This window comes from Candidatus Halocynthiibacter alkanivorans, from assembly GCF_003333265.1.
In the GTDB taxonomy this organism is placed as follows: Bacteria; Pseudomonadota; Alphaproteobacteria; order Rhodobacterales; family Rhodobacteraceae; genus Halocyntiibacter_A; species Halocyntiibacter_A alkanivorans.
Map to the genome: position 1 here is coordinate 36,484 of NZ_QOLB01000081.1, position 15,124 is coordinate 51,607.

A 15,124-nucleotide genomic window follows, 5' to 3' on the forward strand; every position below is an offset into this window, starting at 1 on the left:
GCAGCGCCACCGCGATTTGTCCGGGCGGGCCTGACATGCGCGTTCATTTGGTCAGAATCAATTTACCTGCACGGGTGATGCGCAGGGTGTAGATCTGATCGTCCAGCGCGATCAGAGCCTGAATGCCGCCTTCAGTTATCAGGCGCGCGTCATGCAGCGGCAGGCGCTGCGCTCCGTCCAGCATTGCAGGGTCTCTGTGGGTTGTCTGAGCCATCGTCATCGCGAAAGTCCTTTTTTTGCAAATTAAATCCGGGCTTGCCCCTGAACAGGCTGGCTGCCTGTATATCTGACTATTTTCATAAGATTAGTCAGTGCAGAACCTGCGTGCCACTTGCTGCGCGCACTCAACCGCGCAACCGGGTGAGTAATCACCGCTCATCAGCGTGTGACGGTCGCCAGCGCCATGGGACGATTAACGCAGGTGTGCCCCCGGATCTGTGAGGCCAGGCGTCATGACAGTGAGGGGATCGGCATCCGGACACGGTACATTCCCACTGGTATCCATCAGGACATCAGCACGGTCTGCGCTCCAGGCTGCATATACCGGCATCACTGCCTGACGGACAGCGGAGGAGATTTTCCTATTGAGACAGGGCCAGAGTCATGGCGCGGCGCTTCAGACCGTGCGCGTCACTTTTTGCAGGTGGCGCGGCGCGTCCGGGTTGATGCCACGCTCAACCGCCAACCGCTCGACCATCGCGTAAAAGCTGGCGATCAGCGCAATCGGGTCGTTCAGCGGATGGCCGGTGCGGATCACCGGCAGGACGTGCGCCACTTTGGCCAGGCTGGAGCTGGCAAAGACCATCGCCCCCCCGGCGCGCCAGATCGTCCGCAACAGCGCAAAGCGGCGCTTCGGCCGCGTCCTGTGCGGCGAGCGCGAGCACCGGAAACCCGGGATCAACGATAGAGACCGGCCCGTGCAGCACTTCGGCGGAGGAATAGGATTCCGCATGGATCTGGCAGGTTTCCTTGAACTTCAGCACCGCCTCATTGGACACCGCCCAGGCCGGGCCCCGGCCCAGGCAATAGACAGATCCGCTTGCCCCGAGCGCCGCGCGCAGATCGGGCCAGTCCTGCGCCACCGCCGCCGGAATTTCCAGAACTTCGCGTCGCATCTGGGTCTCAGCACGCTGTCTCTGCATATTTTATTCCTTTGCCAGACGCAGTTCCGCCACAAAATGATACGCGTCGCCGCGATAGATGGACTGGGTGAATTCCACCACCCGACCGCTGGCCAGATAAGAGGTGCGTTCGATCTGCAACCCCGCCTTGCCCGGCATAACCGCCAACAGCCGCGCGTCTTCATCGCTCAGATTAACCGCCGAAATCTTCTGCAACGCGCGCACCGGTTTGAAGCCGCTTTCAGTCAGCACTTCATACAGCGATGCATTCACCCGCAACGGATCCGCCAGGATATCAGTGGGCAGCGATGCGCGCTCGATGGCCATCGGCCGGTTGTCCGCGGTACGCAGCCGTGAAATGCGCGACACGGAATCGTCTGGTGACAAGGCCAGCGCCAACATCTCATCCGGGGAGGGCATAAAGACGCCACGTTCCAGCCAGCGCGACGTTGAGGCCATGCCCCGGCGCGACATGTCTTCGGTGAAAGAAGTCAGGCGCGACAGTGATTGCTCGATTTGTGGCAGGCTGGTGGCGACAAAAGAGCCGGAGCCCTGTTTTTGCACGATCAGCCCGTCCGCCGCCAGTGACTGAATCGCTTTGCGCACTGTAACGCGCGACATCCCGGTCAGTTTGGCAACTTCACGTTCGGGCGGTAAGGGCGCTCCCGGCAACAAGAACCCTTCGACGATCCCGTCAGACAAGCGCTTGCGCAGCTGCACATAGCGCGGCCCGCCACCGGCGGCAAACCAGAGCGCGGGGGATAAAAATTCAGATACGTTCATAGTGTCACCTCAAAAGCCTGCTGCGCCCTATTTCTAAGCGACGCGCAGAGTGATCATCCATGCAATACTTTTGCGCATAGAAAAGCCGCAAAATTTCGGTGATCGAGGCGTTCCAGACAAAAGGCCCAAAGAGAGAGGCAGGGTTATGGCAAGGACTGCCTGGTCCAAAACGGCCTGGGACGGACCAGAAACGCAAAACCGGTGCCATTTACGGGACTGAGTGCTTAACGGCCGCGCATATCTTTTTCATATTGCTGATAAAGCTTCGGATCCATGATCGAATTCACCACCACCTCTTCCGGGCGCTGAATGTCGGGCGGGAACACTTCTGCTGCGGCATAGGTGGCCTCGGAAATGAAACTCAGCCCCGCCGGAAAATCCGCCGGCCGCCCCGGCGTCTTCAGCGCGGCCAGGTTAAAGCCCCAGACACCAAAAGACGGGATGGCGATCTGGTAATTGGAATTGTTGCCAAACACCGATTCTATCGTCGCGGCGATCGACCAGTAGGTGCGGCGGGCAAAAAACGGGCTGGAACTTTGCGTCACCATCACCGCGTTGCCGCGCATCCGCGCCCGCAGCATGGCATAGAATTCTTCAGAGTAGAGTTTGGATATGGCTTCATTGTTGGGATCTGGGAAATCCACAATCACCCGGTCATACCGCTGTCTGGTGCGGCGGATAAAGACAAAGGCGTCCTCATTATAGATCGTCACCCGCGGGTCGCTCAGACTGGCCTCGTTCAGCCGCACCAGTGGCGCGAAATTCAACCCCAGCCCGGTCATTTCCGGGTCAATATCCACCAGATCCACCTGTTTAACGTCAGGGTATTTCAGGATCTCGCGCATTGCCAGCCCATCACCGCCCCCCAGCACCAGCACGGTTTCCACCCGCCCCGGCATGCTCATCACCGGATGCACCAGTGCTTCGTGGTAGCGGCGTTCATCCATCTCGGAGAATTGCAGGTTGCCGTCAATGAACAGCCGCAGATCGCCGCGCTGCCAGGTGTTGGTCACCACCAGCGTCTGATAGGGCGTCTGTTTCTTCCAGACGATCTGATCGAAATAAAGATGGCTCTGGGCATAAGCGGTGATGCGCGACGCCATCAGCGTCAGCAGCATCAACGTCAGGATCACCGCACCAGTGGCCAGCAGCAGCTTTTTGGGAGAGCGCAGCCGGTCGCGCAACCAGAGGATATTCACCAGCGCTACCAGCGCATTGATCAACCCGATGGCAAAAGACGAGCTGATCAGCCCCAGGGTTGGCAGCAGGAACAGCGGAAACGCCACCGCACCGATCAGCGCGCCGACATAGTCCAGCGACATCACATCAGCGATTGACTTGCGGGTGCCCGTGCGCGCCGCCAGCACTCGCGTCAGCAGTGGAATTTCTAACCCCACCAGCGCACCGATGACGAAGATAAAACCAAGCATCACGGTCTGATACAGCCAGGGCGCGGCGGGAAAGACCAGGAACAGCGCGATAGAACACAGCCCGCCCACCAGCGCCAGCGCCAGTTCGACGACGATAAAGGACTGGATCAGGTCGCGGCCGATGAAGCGGGTCAGATAGGATCCGACCCCCATCGCAAACATGAAAAAGCCAATGGTCAGCGAAAACTGATACACCGAATTGCCCATCAGGTAGCTGGACACCGTGCCGATAATCAGCTCGTAAACAATGCCGCAAAGCGCCACGATCAGGATGGAAACCAGAAGCACCCGGGCTTTGGCCGGCGGCAGGTCGGCATAGGCCGCGTCAGACTCTGTATCGGTCATAGGAACAAGCCCGAAGCGTTCACACACTCCAGGCCCTTTGTATAATTACTGTTGAACCGGATTATTTCCCGGCGCTGAGACCACCGGAGCGGGCGCCGCTGCGCGCAGAACTCCGCATTGCACTGCCAAAAGAGCTTGGCGCCCGGTAGGCGCTGCGGGCCACGGTTTTGCGGCTGCTGAATGATCCGGGCATGATGCCAGAACGGCCCTGACGGCTGAGCATCGAGCCAATCAGCATACCGGTAAAAAACCCGCCGCCGGACGAGCGGTATTCGGTGGAATTCCCCGAAACATCGGACACGATCAGCCGCTCGTTTGCGCTGTCGAGTTCAACGCTGAAGACTTTGGCTTCGTCGCTGTCCTGTACCCCGTTGTCATTGCTGTCCGCATATCCGGTGAACGAGGCGTCATCCTGATAGGCGACACCGAGTGTTTCTCCGTAAAACCGGGGCTCGTTGTTGAGAACATCCTGATAATAGCGGGTAAATTCCTGCATATTTGCGTCAGAAATCTCGGTCACTTCCTTTTGCTCGAGGAAACCGGAGTAGTTTTCCAATGCAAAGGACGTACGATCCGTGACCTGGCCCAGGTCCACGGCCCGGGCGCCGCCGCCCGATCCCAGAACCGTATAAAAGATGAAACCGACGGCTGCGATGCCGAGGATGGCCTTCATATTACTCACTGTTGCTCTCCAACAAATATTGCTGCGTGATTGCTAGCAGATGGCGGCCCCGGCACAAGCGCTTTTGCATATCACGCTGCGCTGTTCAGCGGCAATTGCCACCAGATCTGATCAAAACCGGTGTCGTAAAAATCTTTGAGCGCACCAATCTTTTCAAAACCGGCGCGCTGCAGTTGTTTTTCCGCTAGGGCAGAGACATCAGACGGCAGGGCCGCGACCACTCCACGCCCGCCTTTCTCCGCAACCTCACGCACAACGCCTTCCAGCCCCTGTACGCCTGTTCCTTCGATCTGCCAGTTCAGCGCATAGACGCCTTCTGATTCCGGTGCCGGGAACGGCGCGCCAAAACTGACGCCCGTGGGCGCGTCGGGCAGCGCATCAGCCGCCTTGTCCACCCCCGGATTTATCAGCCCGAAGATCAGCTGCGCTTCGCCCGGATTGTGGTAGTCCGGCACCATCAGCTCTTCAACCGCGCCCAGCGCGGTATAGAACTTGTGGGAGGCGGCATAGATCGGTGCACCGTTTTCCTCATAGTCGCTGGAGGCGATGAAAATCTTGCGCACATTGACCTCGTCCAGGTCACGCAGCAACTCATCAATCATGAACTGGCCCCAGCCCTGACCGCGCCAGTCCCAGTCCAGATAGGTCCAACTCAGCCAGAAGGCGTCTTCACTGCCCTCTGCCGGGTTGGCGCCGGTCACACCAACAACTTTGCGCCGGTCCACGAGCACAAACATGCCAGCGCAATTGCTGGCAATCAGCGACTCTTCGGCCTCCAGCGCATCATCTTCGTCGGTCTGGGCAATGATCTGCACCACTTGCGACAGATGGGTCATTTTCATCGGTACAAGCTTTGGCTTGCCGCCTCCAAACAGGGATCCTAGCATCGAAAAAACCGCTCCTAAAGCAATGGCAAAGGTGTGAACAACAAGCGCGGTCTGCCCGCGCGCAAAGAAAATGTCAAACAACAGCACCATGGCCAGAACCATGGCGCCCATGCGCCGGGCCCGGGGCTCCGGCGCGCTCAGAACCACCTGTGTCATCGTGGCGTAAGCGACGCCGGACAGACCAAGGAAACGCGCGTCCACCAGCAGATACTCGCCCAGCGCAGGCAAAAGCGCACTGGCCAGGACCAGCAGACCCCATTGCATTGTCCCGGTCCGGGCCTCACCAAGACTTCCAGCCCAGGCGATCAGCCCGAGATTCAGCAGCAGATGCGTCAGATCCTGGTGGCGGAACAGGTTCAGCAAAACAGCGCCAAAGTCCGCCTGCCCGACGCCCGCTGGGCTGCTGTCAAATGCGCCGGGGCCAAATATGACAAAACCGCCCAGCGCCAGCGCGATCAGCACGGCCGTTATCCACGGAAACGGGCCTTGTGCTCTCATGCCAATGCGGCAAGCCCGACACCGCGTCGCAGCTCGGTGATCTCTTCGCGCCCGGGGGCAAAAAAGTCGCGCAGCACTGTGACGCTGCGGGACGGCTCACAGTCGCCGCACATAAACACGTCAATCGCCGCGTAGCCATATTCTGGCCAGGTGTGGACCGAGATATGGGATTCCGCCAGCAGCACCACTCCGGTTACGCCGTGGCCTTCGCCAAAATCATGCAGGTTGGAGGCCAGCACCGTGGCGCCCGCCGCTGTGGACGCCGCGCGCAGGGCCTGTTCCATCTCAGCGGCGCCAGTCAGGTTCTGCGCCCCGTAAAATTCGACAATCAGATGCAGGCTCAGTGGCGAAACAGTGGTCGGCAACGGGGCAGAAAATTCAGACATCTCGGGCTTTCAAAAGGCTGGCCCCGGTGTGCCCAATTCTGCTGCAAATGAAAAGCAGAAAGCCCGCAAACATACGCCCTATGCCCACGCCTGGTCCGATGCGCGCCAGGATTGCGCCAGCGGCGGACCTAATCGCAGCAGATCAATCGCCCGAGCCGCGATCTGGTCGATAATATCCTGCACCGTTTTCGGTCGCAGATAAAACGCCGGTGCAGGTGGCAGAATGATGCCACCCATTTCCGTGACCTGCGACATCGACCGCAAATGCCCCAGATGCAGCGGCGCTTCGCGCGCGATCACCACCAGCGGGCGGCGTTCTTTCAGCTGCACATCTGCCGCCCGCACCAGCAGGTTGTCGTTCAGGGAATGGGCAATTGCGCCGAGACTGCGCATAGAACAGGGCGCGATGAGCATCCCCGCCACCGGAAAAGACCCCGAGGCGATGTCCGCGCCGATATCGCTGGCCTCATAACTCTTGCCAGCCATCTCGCGCAGCCGGTCCAGCGCGCCTTTATCCACCTCTGTGGCGAGCGTACGCTCCGCCGCCGGGGTCACCACCAGCGCCACCGCCACATTCACCGCGCGGAGCTGTTCCACCACAGACAGGCCCAGCGCCGCACCAGACGCACCACTGATGCCAACTATGACAGGCGGGCGGCTCATTGTCCTGCCTCCGGCGTCAGTTTCATGTCCCGGCACAGCCTGGCGGCGAAGTCTTCTGCCTCCGGGTTCATGGCCATCACCCGCCCCCATTCGCGACTGGTTTCCGAGCCCAGTTTGTTGGTGGCATCAATGCCCAACTTGCCGGCCATGCCGGCCTGGGGAGAAGCAAAATCCAGATAGTCCATCGGTGTATTCTCCAGCACCATAACATCGCGGCCCGGGTCCATCCGGGTGGCCAGTGCCCATGAAATGTCATCCCAGTTGCGTGGATTGATGTCCTCATCCACCACCACAATCGCCTTGGTATACGAAAACTGTGGCAGCATGCCCCAGAGCGCCATCATCACCCGGCGGGCCTGGCCGGCATATTCTTTACGGATCGACACAATCGCCATGCGATAGGAACAGGCGGCGGGTGGCAGCCACATATCAACCACTTCGGGGATCTGACGACGGATCACCGGCAGCGCCAGGGTGTTGAACACTTCGCCAATCACCGAAGGCTCGTCCGGCGGCCTGCCAGTGAACGTGCTGACGTAGAGAGGCGATTTGCGCATGGTGATGGCAGTGATCTCCATCACCGGGAAGTCTTCGACCGAATTGTAATAACCGGTGTGGTCGCCATAAGGGCCTTCGGGCGCCCGGGTGGTGGGATCGACCCAACCCTCAAGGATGATCTCCGCATCCGCCGGCACCATCATCGGCACGGTTCTGGCCGCCACCAGCGCGCTGCGTTCGCCGCGCAACACACCCGCAAAGCGCAATTCAGACACGGTTGAGGGCAGCGGCAGCGCGGCGGACAGCATTGTGGCCGGGTCCGCCCCGATCACCACCGCCACCGGCATTTTTTCGCCGCGCGCCTGCCATCCCCGGTGATGCGCCGCGCCGCCCCGATGCGCCAGCCAGCGCATGATACAGCGCGCGCGGCCCAGCACCTGCATCCGGTACACGCCCATATTATAGCGCGCGGTATCCTCCGCCTGGCTGTCCGCTGGACGGGTCAGCACCAGTGGCCAGGTGATCAGCGGTGCCGGTTCGCCTGGCCAGCAGGTCTGCACTGGCAGCGCCGCCATATCGACTTGATCGCCCTGCAGAACCGTGTGCTGCACCTCAGCGCTGCGGCGGATTTTGGGGCGTGTTGCCAGCGCCGCCGAAAGCATTGGCCAGCGCGACAGCGCATCCCGCATCCCGTCCAGCGGTGCCGGTTCGCGCAGAGCGGCCAGAAATTCACCGAGTTCGGTCACCTGGTCCGGCGCCAGCCCCAAACCAGCCGCAACCCGGGCCGGGGTTCCAAACAGGTTGGTCACCACCGGCATCCCGGCCCGTGCGCCCCCAGCATCTGTCGCGTGATTAAACTTCAGCACCGGCCCGCGCGCTTCCAGAACCCGACGGTGCACCGCAGTCATTTCCTGCGCCAGCGACACTGGCGCGCTGACTTCGCGCAGTTCGTCCCGGGCCGCAAGATGGGTCAGAAAGTCGCTGAGGTTGCGAAATTTGGGCAGGGTTCTGATCGGCACTCTCCAACTAAGACAATCTTCATTAGCAGGAGAAAAGCGCTGCCGGTTTGACCTGCGTCAAACACGCGACACTTTTGCCGGTGTTAGGGTCGCGCCATGGAAAACGACACAACCATCCCCCGCATTCCGGGACTTGCCCAGCGCCTTGTTGCGCCATTGCCACCGCCTTTGATCGGATCTCTGGCCGCCCGGCTGATGCGCCAGGCGGGTAAATCTCATCCCGAACTATTCGCCCGGCTGGGAGAACATGCGTATAAGCGATACGAGATTGCCCCCAGCGACCTGCCATTTGTGTTTCTGATGACGCCCGATCCGGCGGCGCCGCAACTGCGGGTCTTGCGGAAGGGGCGGGCCAGTTGGGACTGCCGCATTTCCGGATCCCTGGCGGCCCTGCTCGGTATGATCCATGGCGCCTATGACGGGGACGCGCTGTTTTTCTCCCGCGATATCACCGTTGAAGGCGACACCGCCGCCGGTCTGGCGCTGCGCAACGCCATTGATAACAGCGAAATCGACCTTTTTGAGGAGGCCACGGCGCTGCTGGGGCCGCTGCGCAGTCGGGCGATCCCCGGGCTGACGCCGCTGGTGAATGCGCTGGAACGACGGACCGGCGTCGCGTTGCGGCGGGTGGAGCTTTGACCATGAAACCTCTGGAACTTGTTTGCCCGGCGGGCACCCCGGCGGCGCTGCGTTCCGCAGTTCAGGCCGGAGCGCATACGGTCTATTGCGGTTTTGCCGACGAAACCAACGCCCGCAACTTTCCCGGGCTGAACTTTTCGCGCGAAGACATGCATCAGGCGGTCGCTTTTGCCCATCAACACGGCTCCAAAGTGCTGGTGGCAATCAATACGTTCCCGCGCGCCGGCGATGAAGACATCTGGCACCGCGCCATTGCGGACGCGGAAAGTGCTGGTGTGGATGCTGTGATCCTGGCCGATGTCGGATTGCTGGCCTGGGCCGCTGCGCGTCACCCGGGACTGCGGCTGCACCTCTCGGTTCAGGCCGCCGCCGCCAACCCGGATGTGATCAATTTTTATGCGTCCGAGTTCGGCGTCAGACGGGTTGTTCTGCCCCGCGTGCTCAGCGTGGCTGAGATCGCCGCCATCAACCGCGAAATCGATGTCGAGACCGAAGTCTTTGTCTTTGGCGGGCTGTGCGTGATGGCCGAGGGGCGTTGCTCAATGTCCTCCTATGCCACCGGAAAATCGCCCAATATGCAGGGAGTCTGTTCGCCAGCCAGCCATGTGCAATACGTGCAGGACGGCGCGGACATGATTTCAAAGCTTGGAGCCTTTACCATCGACAAGGCCGGCAAAGACGAACCCGCGCCCTACCCGACCCTGTGCAAAGGCTGCTTCTCGGCCAGGGGCGAGGTGTCGCGCGTGTTTGAAGAGCCCACCAGCCTGAACGCGGCGCAGCTAATCCCACAACTGGCAAAAGTCGGCGTCACTGCGCTAAAAATTGAGGGCCGGCAGCGCAGCCGCGCTTATGTTGCCGCCGTGGTGCGCAATTTCCGCGCCGCCGTAGAGGCCACCGCCGCTGGCCGTCCGATCCCTGCCGATACGCTCACCCATCTGTCCGAGGGTCAGAGCAGCACTCTCGGCGCTTACAAAAAGACCTGGCGATAGGAATGGCTATGAAACTCACCCTTGGCCCTTTGATGTTCCACTGGCCCGCAGAACAATGGCAGCAGTTTTACGCCGATATCGCCGACAATGCCCCTGTTGACCGGGTGGTGATCGGCGAGTTGGTCTGCTCCAAACGACTGCCGTTTTATGAAGCGCTGATCCCGGAAATGATTGAACGGCTGCAAGCGGCGGGCAAAGAGGTGGTGCTGGCGTCCCTCGCCCTGCCGACGCTCGTGCGCGAGCGCAAGATCCTCGCCGGGCTGGGAGAGGTCGGCCTGCCGGTCGAGGTCAATGATCTGACCATGCTGACACATCTGAACGAAGGCCAGCCCTTCACCCTGGGGCCGCTGGTCAACACCTATAACCGGGGCACGCTGGAGTGGCTGGCGGCGCGCGGTGCCACTTCGGTCTGCCTGCCGCCCGAACTGCCGCTTAGCTCGGTCACGGTACTGGCGGAGACCGCTGCCGCCTGGGGGATCGATTGCGAAATCTGGGGCTACGGCCGGCTGCCTTTGGCGATGTCGGGGCGCTGTTACCACGCCCGGCTGGCCCGGCGCAGCAAGGACGGCTGCTTGTTTGTCTGCGAAGAAGACCCTGACGGGTTGTCAGTGGACGCGCTGGACGGCAAGAAGTTCATGGCGGTGAACGGGGTGCAGACCTTGTCTGACAGCTGGGCCAACCTGGTTGGCGATGTTGCCGCGCTCAAGGCCGCCGGTGTCACTGCGCTGCGCCTCTCCCCCCACACCGGAGACATGTCAAAAGTAGCCCAGATCTTCCGCGATGCCGCCGACGGCACCCTGCTTCCGGATCAGGCGATCAGTGAACTGCAGCAAATCAATCCGGAACGCCGGTTCTCCAACGGGTTCCTGTTTGGAGAGGTCGGAGCCGGTTGGAGCCACTCCGGTGCCTGATCCCGCGATCCCCTCCGCCGGCCGCTGTCCGGCGAAGGGGCCCCACCCGGGTACGTCATCCGTGGCGACCACCCGCGTCACTGCAGCATACCAGCGCGGGCGCCCGGGTCAGAAATCGGTGTAATATTTAGCGCCGCAGACCCTGCGACGGCGGGCTTGCGGAAACTATATCTGCGTGAAAGCAAAACTTCACCCGGTCCGCTGACAGAACCGAAAAGGAAACCGCCGTGCGCCAGGACAAATCAGATCGCGAATCCAACTCCTCATTCCACGCCAAAGCGTTTCAGCTTGCGGATTTCTTTCCCTATCTGGTGCGCCGGTTTTACATGGCGGTGCGGACCTCCGTCGACCGGGTTCACGCGATGGATTACAATCTGTCAGCCTCGGAATGGCGCACCCTGACCGTGCTTGGCCCTGACCGCTCTATGGCCGCCAAAGAAGTGGTCGAACGCTCCAGCATGGACAAAGTGTCGGTCAGTCGCGCCCTGTCCGGCATGACGGCCAGAGGGATAGTCAGCCGCGAAACGGACAGCCGCGACAAACGCCGCTCAGTCCTGCGGCTCACAGAGAGCGGCCGTGCGATTTATCAGGATCTGGCGCCGCAGATGCTGGAGCTGGAACAAAAGCTGCTTGAAGGCATACCCGCCACAGACCTGGCAGTATTTTACCGGGTGGTTTCCCGGATCGAGGACAATGCCCGTGACCATCAGGTGGGGACCTGAATCCGCAAATCCAAATTCGTTACATTCGCAACGAATAAGACTTCACAATCGCGCCAGTTTCTTCAGACAGCGCCGCAGCACCTCGTCTTCTTCCGGTGTGAACAGAGCGGCCAGCCTGGCATCATATTGCCGCGCCGCATTGCACAGATATTCATAGGCTGCTTCGCCATCCCGGGTTAGCGACAAGATTTCCTGGCGCCGGTCCGACTGCGAGGCTTCCCGGCTCAGGAACCGGTGCTGTTCCAGACCTTTCACCGCGCGGCTGACCTTTGTTTTATGAATACGCGAGCGATTACATATCTCTGAGGCGCTCATTTCGCCATAGCGCCCGAGGTGGAACAAGACCCGCCATTCAGTGCGCAACAAACCATAGCGTTCTTTATACACCACCTGAAACCCGAGACTGCTGTCTTCTGCCGCTTGGGCCAGCACATAAGGCAGGAAATCCTGCAAATCAAAGTTTCCGGTTTTCTTCATCTCACCAAACTATCCCTTGTTGGTTACAAAATCAACTAATACTATACCCCCCAACGCACCGTCATCAAAGCGATGGCAGATACCTCCGGAACCAGTTTGGTTCCCCTGACACAGGACCATGACGATGGCAAAAGCATTCGCATCTCAGGGCGATCTTACCGAAAAGAAGATCTCCTTTACCGAAGTGGGCAAAGACCTCTGGGCCTTCACCGCGGAAGGCGACCCCAACACCGGCGTCATTATCGGCGACGACAGTGTGATGATTGTGGATGCCCAGGCCACGCCGCGGCTGGCGGCCAAAGTTGTCGAAAAGATCCGCACCGTCACCGACAAACCGGTCAGCCACGTGGTGCTGTCCCATTACCACGCGGTGCGGGTGCTTGGTGCTTCGGCCTATGGTGCCAAAGATATCATCATGAGCCAGAAGGCCCGTGCCATGGTGGTGGAACGCGGTCAGGAAGACTGGGACAGCGAGTTTCAGCGTTTCCCCCGTCTGTTTGAAGGCCATGAATCGATCCCTGGCCTGTGCTGGCCCAGCGTCACGTTCAACGACCGCATGACCATCTATCTTGGCAAACGCCGGGTGGATCTGATGTTCCTCGGTCGCGCTCATACGGCGGGAGATATCGTTGCCCACGTGCCAGACGCCAATGTGATGTTTACCGGGGATATCGTTGAATATCACTCTGCATGTTATTGCGGTGACGGTCATTTCGCCGACTGGCCGGCCACGCTTGATGCAATCCGCGCATTTGATGTGGATGCAATTGCACCCGGGCGGGGCGATGCGCTGGTGGGCCGCGACATGGTCAACGCAGCACTGGACAATACCGCTGATTTTGTCACCTCGACCTATCGCCCGGTGGCCCGTGTCGCCCAGGGTGGCGGATCGCTGAAAGAAGCGATGGCGGCGTGTCGCGCCGCTTGTGATCCGAAATTTGGCGATTACGCCATCTATGAGCACTGCCTGCCGTTCAACGTCAGCCGCGCTTATGACGAAGCCCTTGGTCTCGATACGCCACGGATCTGGACCGACAAACGTGATCTGGAAATGTGGGCGCAGCTGCAAAGCTGACCGCCAACCGGCCCCGCGCCAAACCGGGGCCGGTGTAATTCTTCGATAAAGGGTTTCTCATGCTGCAAGCACGATACAACATCGCCTTCCGTCTCTACCCGTACAAAAAGGTGGCAGACCAGGACAAAGCCGCCCCGGTGCGTCACCCGGTTGTGATTGTTGGCGGCGGACCTGTTGGCATGGCCGCAGCGCTTGATCTGGGGCGCAAAGGCGTGCCGGTACTGTTGCTGGATGACCATGACGGCGTCGGCCAGGGTTCGCGCGCCATCTGTTTCTCCAAACGCACGCTTGAGATTGCCGACCGGCTTGGCTGCGGTGAAGCTATGTTGGACAAGGGTGTGGTCTGGAACGTTGGCCGGGTATTCCGCGGTGCCGGTGAGATCTATCAGTTCAACCTCAGCCCTGATGGTGGCAGCAAAAACCCTGCGTTCATCAACTTGCAGCAGCCCCATTTCGAAAAATTCCTCGTCGATGAGGTCCGCAGCCAGCAGGCCAAAAGTGCCCCGATTGAAATTCGCGGTGGCAACCGCGTCAGCGGTATGAGCGATCATGGCGACCACGTCTCGCTTACTGTGGACACCGCCGATGGTCCGTACACAGTGGAAGCCGACTGGCTGATTGCCTGTGACGGCGCCAGTTCGCCCCTGCGCAACATGATGGGCCTCGGTTTTGAAGGCCGGGTGTTTGAGGACAATTTCCTGATCGCCGACGTAAAGATGAAGGCTGATTTCCCAACCGAGCGCTGGTTCTGGTTTGAGCCCGACTTTAAGGATGCCGGCCAGTCCGCGCTGCTGCACAAACAGCCGGACAATATCTGGCGTATCGATTTTCAGCTGGGGTGGGATATCGACCGCAAAGCAGAACTGGGCCCGGTCAAAATCCGCAGCCGCGTGGATGCGATGCTGGGAGCGGGTGCCGATTATGAGCTGGTCTGGACGTCGATCTATACTTTCCAGTGCCGCCGGATGGAAAAGTTCCGCCACGGACGTGTCTTGTTTGCCGGGGACTCCGCCCACCAGGTGTCACCCTTTGGCGCCCGGGGTGCCAACTCCGGACTACAGGACGTGGACAACCTGGGCTGGAAACTTGACCTGGTGATCCGCGGGCTGGCGGATGAGACGCTGCTCGACAGCTACAACAGCGAACGCGTCCATGGCGCGGATGAAAACATTCTGAACTCCTCGCGCTCGACGGATTTCCTGACGCCGAAATCTGAGATCAGCAAAATATTCCGCAACGCGGTGCTGGATCTGGCGAAGGATCAGGAATTCGCCCGGCCACTGGTGAATTCCGGCCGCCTTTCGGTGCCCTGCGTCTATGACGGCGGCTGTCTGAACGGTCCGGATCAGCTGCAGGGCCCAGCGCTCAGCCGGCCGGGTGCTGCCTGCCCCGACGCGCCACTTGGCACGGGCTACTTGCTGGATCAGCTTGGCGACAAGTTTACCCTGCTGACGATCAACGCAGAGGCGCCCGACAGTGTTGAAGCGAACGGCATCACCGCAAAGCGCCTGGCGCTCAGCTCTGCGGAGGACAGCAGCGGCGCGCTTGCGGCACGTTATCTGGGCGACGCCAGCCAGGCGGTGTACCTGCTGCGCCCCGACCAGCATGTCGTCGCCCGCTGGCACAGTTTTGACGCGGAGGCGCTGCAGATCGCCCTGCGCACCGCAACCGGAAAGGCCTGATCTATGCCCCTGACACTGACCGCCAATATTCCCGACGGAGACGGGTTCTACGAGGAGCTGCTCGGCGCACATGAGGGTCTGAGCAAAGAAGAGAGTGATGGATTTAACGCCCGGCTTATTCTGATCCTGGCCAATCATATTGGCGACCGGGACACTCTGAGCGAAGCGTTTAAGGTCGCAGCCTGCCTGGCGAAGCCTGACGCCTGACGCCTGACGCCTGACGCCTGAGACCCTGCCTGAACCCTGGCCGGCAGACAACGGTGTCGGGGTCGGGGGCGGGGTCGGGCGAAAGCGCCACGTCGCGCAGTATGTAACAC

17 protein-coding genes are annotated in these 15,124 nt (G+C 60.6%); 7 read left to right on the top strand and 10 right to left on the bottom strand.

The window, feature by feature from the left end; genetic code table 11:
• Positions 1 to 43: 43 nt before the first annotated feature.
• From hemP to DWA01_RS09540, 9 genes are all read right to left on the bottom strand, one after another.
• Positions 44 to 184, bottom strand: coding sequence for a hemin uptake protein HemP (gene hemP / locus DWA01_RS09500; RefSeq protein WP_235008500.1), 141 nt, complete (start codon positions 182 to 184; stop codon positions 44 to 46).
• A gap of 490 nt (positions 185 to 674) precedes the next feature.
• Positions 675 to 1,142 carry an SIS domain-containing protein gene (locus DWA01_RS09505; RefSeq protein WP_419186990.1) on the bottom strand — a complete coding sequence of 156 codons (468 nt, stop codon included), beginning with the start codon at positions 1,140 to 1,142 and terminating at the stop codon, positions 675 to 677.
• 3 nt (positions 1,143 to 1,145) lie between these two features.
• Positions 1,146 to 1,904, bottom strand: a complete 759-nt coding sequence (locus DWA01_RS09510) for a GntR family transcriptional regulator (RefSeq protein ID WP_114285612.1) — start codon at positions 1,902 to 1,904, stop codon at positions 1,146 to 1,148.
• A gap of 224 nt (positions 1,905 to 2,128) precedes the next feature.
• The gene (locus DWA01_RS09515; RefSeq protein WP_114285613.1) at positions 2,129 to 3,679 is read right to left on the bottom strand and encodes a polyamine aminopropyltransferase; all 1,551 of its coding nucleotides are present in this window, start codon (positions 3,677 to 3,679) and stop codon (positions 2,129 to 2,131) included.
• Positions 3,680 to 3,740: 61 nt separating this feature from the next.
• The gene (locus DWA01_RS09520; RefSeq protein ID WP_136057710.1) at positions 3,741 to 4,361 is read right to left on the bottom strand and encodes a hypothetical protein; all 621 of its coding nucleotides are present in this window, start codon (positions 4,359 to 4,361) and stop codon (positions 3,741 to 3,743) included.
• A gap of 71 nt (positions 4,362 to 4,432) precedes the next feature.
• Positions 4,433 to 5,710, bottom strand: coding sequence for a rhomboid family intramembrane serine protease (locus DWA01_RS09525; RefSeq protein WP_160115998.1), 1,278 nt, complete (start codon positions 5,708 to 5,710; stop codon positions 4,433 to 4,435).
• Between the two features lie 32 nt (positions 5,711 to 5,742).
• Positions 5,743 to 6,132 carry an adenosylmethionine decarboxylase gene (gene speD / locus DWA01_RS23840; RefSeq protein ID WP_114285616.1) on the bottom strand — a complete coding sequence of 130 codons (390 nt, stop codon included), beginning with the start codon at positions 6,130 to 6,132 and terminating at the stop codon, positions 5,743 to 5,745.
• A 78-nt stretch (positions 6,133 to 6,210) separates the two neighbouring features.
• Entirely contained in the window at positions 6,211 to 6,795 is a 585-nt protein-coding gene (locus tag DWA01_RS09535) for a UbiX family flavin prenyltransferase (protein ID WP_114285617.1), read from the bottom strand.
• Positions 6,792 to 8,306 (bottom strand): UbiD family decarboxylase, encoded by a 1,515-nt coding sequence (locus tag DWA01_RS09540; protein WP_114285624.1) that lies wholly within the window; start codon positions 8,304 to 8,306, stop codon positions 6,792 to 6,794. Before DWA01_RS09540 ends, DWA01_RS09535 begins: the two co-directional genes overlap by 4 nt.
• Positions 8,307 to 8,408: 102 nt before the next feature.
• Here DWA01_RS09540 and ubiT point away from each other — a divergent pair, with 102 nt between their 5' ends.
• From ubiT to DWA01_RS09560, 4 genes are all read left to right on the top strand, one after another.
• Positions 8,409 to 8,951 (top strand): ubiquinone anaerobic biosynthesis accessory factor UbiT, encoded by a 543-nt coding sequence (gene ubiT, locus DWA01_RS09545; RefSeq protein WP_235008499.1) that lies wholly within the window; start codon positions 8,409 to 8,411, stop codon positions 8,949 to 8,951.
• An 11-nt stretch (positions 8,952 to 8,962) separates the two neighbouring features.
• On the top strand, positions 8,963 to 9,940 hold the full coding sequence (ubiU, locus tag DWA01_RS09550; RefSeq protein ID WP_114285626.1) for a ubiquinone anaerobic biosynthesis protein UbiU: 978 nt from the start codon (positions 8,963 to 8,965) through the stop codon (positions 9,938 to 9,940).
• An 8-nt stretch (positions 9,941 to 9,948) separates the two neighbouring features.
• Positions 9,949 to 10,851 (top strand): ubiquinone anaerobic biosynthesis protein UbiV, encoded by a 903-nt coding sequence (ubiV, locus tag DWA01_RS09555; RefSeq protein WP_114285627.1) that lies wholly within the window; start codon positions 9,949 to 9,951, stop codon positions 10,849 to 10,851.
• 227 nt (positions 10,852 to 11,078) lie between these two features.
• Positions 11,079 to 11,573 carry a MarR family winged helix-turn-helix transcriptional regulator gene (locus DWA01_RS09560; RefSeq protein ID WP_114285618.1) on the top strand — a complete coding sequence of 165 codons (495 nt, stop codon included), beginning with the start codon at positions 11,079 to 11,081 and terminating at the stop codon, positions 11,571 to 11,573.
• 42 nt (positions 11,574 to 11,615) lie between these two features.
• Here DWA01_RS09560 and DWA01_RS09565 read toward each other — a convergent pair whose 3' ends face one another.
• Positions 11,616 to 12,050 carry a MarR family winged helix-turn-helix transcriptional regulator gene (locus DWA01_RS09565; protein ID WP_114285619.1) on the bottom strand — a complete coding sequence of 145 codons (435 nt, stop codon included), beginning with the start codon at positions 12,048 to 12,050 and terminating at the stop codon, positions 11,616 to 11,618.
• A gap of 124 nt (positions 12,051 to 12,174) precedes the next feature.
• Here DWA01_RS09565 and DWA01_RS09570 point away from each other — a divergent pair, with 124 nt between their 5' ends.
• Genes DWA01_RS09570 through DWA01_RS09580 form a run of 3 tightly spaced genes read left to right on the top strand, consistent with a single transcriptional unit; the run spans position 12,175 to position 15,014 of the window.
• Positions 12,175 to 13,125, top strand: coding sequence for an MBL fold metallo-hydrolase (locus DWA01_RS09570; protein ID WP_114285628.1), 951 nt, complete (start codon positions 12,175 to 12,177; stop codon positions 13,123 to 13,125).
• A gap of 59 nt (positions 13,126 to 13,184) precedes the next feature.
• Positions 13,185 to 14,807, top strand: a complete 1,623-nt coding sequence (locus tag DWA01_RS09575; RefSeq protein WP_114285620.1) for an FAD-dependent oxidoreductase — start codon at positions 13,185 to 13,187, stop codon at positions 14,805 to 14,807.
• Positions 14,808 to 14,810: 3 nt separating this feature from the next.
• The gene (locus DWA01_RS09580) at positions 14,811 to 15,014 is read left to right on the top strand and encodes a DUF2783 domain-containing protein (protein WP_114285621.1); all 204 of its coding nucleotides are present in this window, start codon (positions 14,811 to 14,813) and stop codon (positions 15,012 to 15,014) included.
• Positions 15,015 to 15,124 lie beyond the last annotated feature (110 nt).

Coding starts and splice junctions, on each gene's coding strand:
- hemP (WP_235008500.1), bottom strand. CDS start 184: ATGCTGGACGGAGCGCAGCGCCTGCCGCTGCATGACGCGCGCCTGATA.
- DWA01_RS09565 (WP_114285619.1), bottom strand. CDS start 12,050: ATGAAGAAAACCGGAAACTTTGATTTGCAGGATTTCCTGCCTTATGTG.
- ubiT (WP_235008499.1), top strand. CDS start 8,409: ATGGAAAACGACACAACCATCCCCCGCATTCCGGGACTTGCCCAGCGC.
- DWA01_RS09510 (WP_114285612.1), bottom strand. CDS start 1,904: ATGAACGTATCTGAATTTTTATCCCCCGCGCTCTGGTTTGCCGCCGGT.
- DWA01_RS09575 (WP_114285620.1), top strand. CDS start 13,185: ATGCTGCAAGCACGATACAACATCGCCTTCCGTCTCTACCCGTACAAA.
- speD (WP_114285616.1), bottom strand. CDS start 6,132: ATGTCTGAATTTTCTGCCCCGTTGCCGACCACTGTTTCGCCACTGAGC.
- DWA01_RS09505 (WP_419186990.1), bottom strand. CDS start 1,142: ATGCAGAGACAGCGTGCTGAGACCCAGATGCGACGCGAAGTTCTGGAA.
- DWA01_RS09570 (WP_114285628.1), top strand. CDS start 12,175: ATGGCAAAAGCATTCGCATCTCAGGGCGATCTTACCGAAAAGAAGATC.
- DWA01_RS09515 (WP_114285613.1), bottom strand. CDS start 3,679: ATGACCGATACAGAGTCTGACGCGGCCTATGCCGACCTGCCGCCGGCC.
- DWA01_RS09580 (WP_114285621.1), top strand. CDS start 14,811: ATGCCCCTGACACTGACCGCCAATATTCCCGACGGAGACGGGTTCTAC.
- DWA01_RS09535 (WP_114285617.1), bottom strand. CDS start 6,795: ATGAGCCGCCCGCCTGTCATAGTTGGCATCAGTGGTGCGTCTGGTGCG.
- ubiV (WP_114285627.1), top strand. CDS start 9,949: ATGAAACTCACCCTTGGCCCTTTGATGTTCCACTGGCCCGCAGAACAA.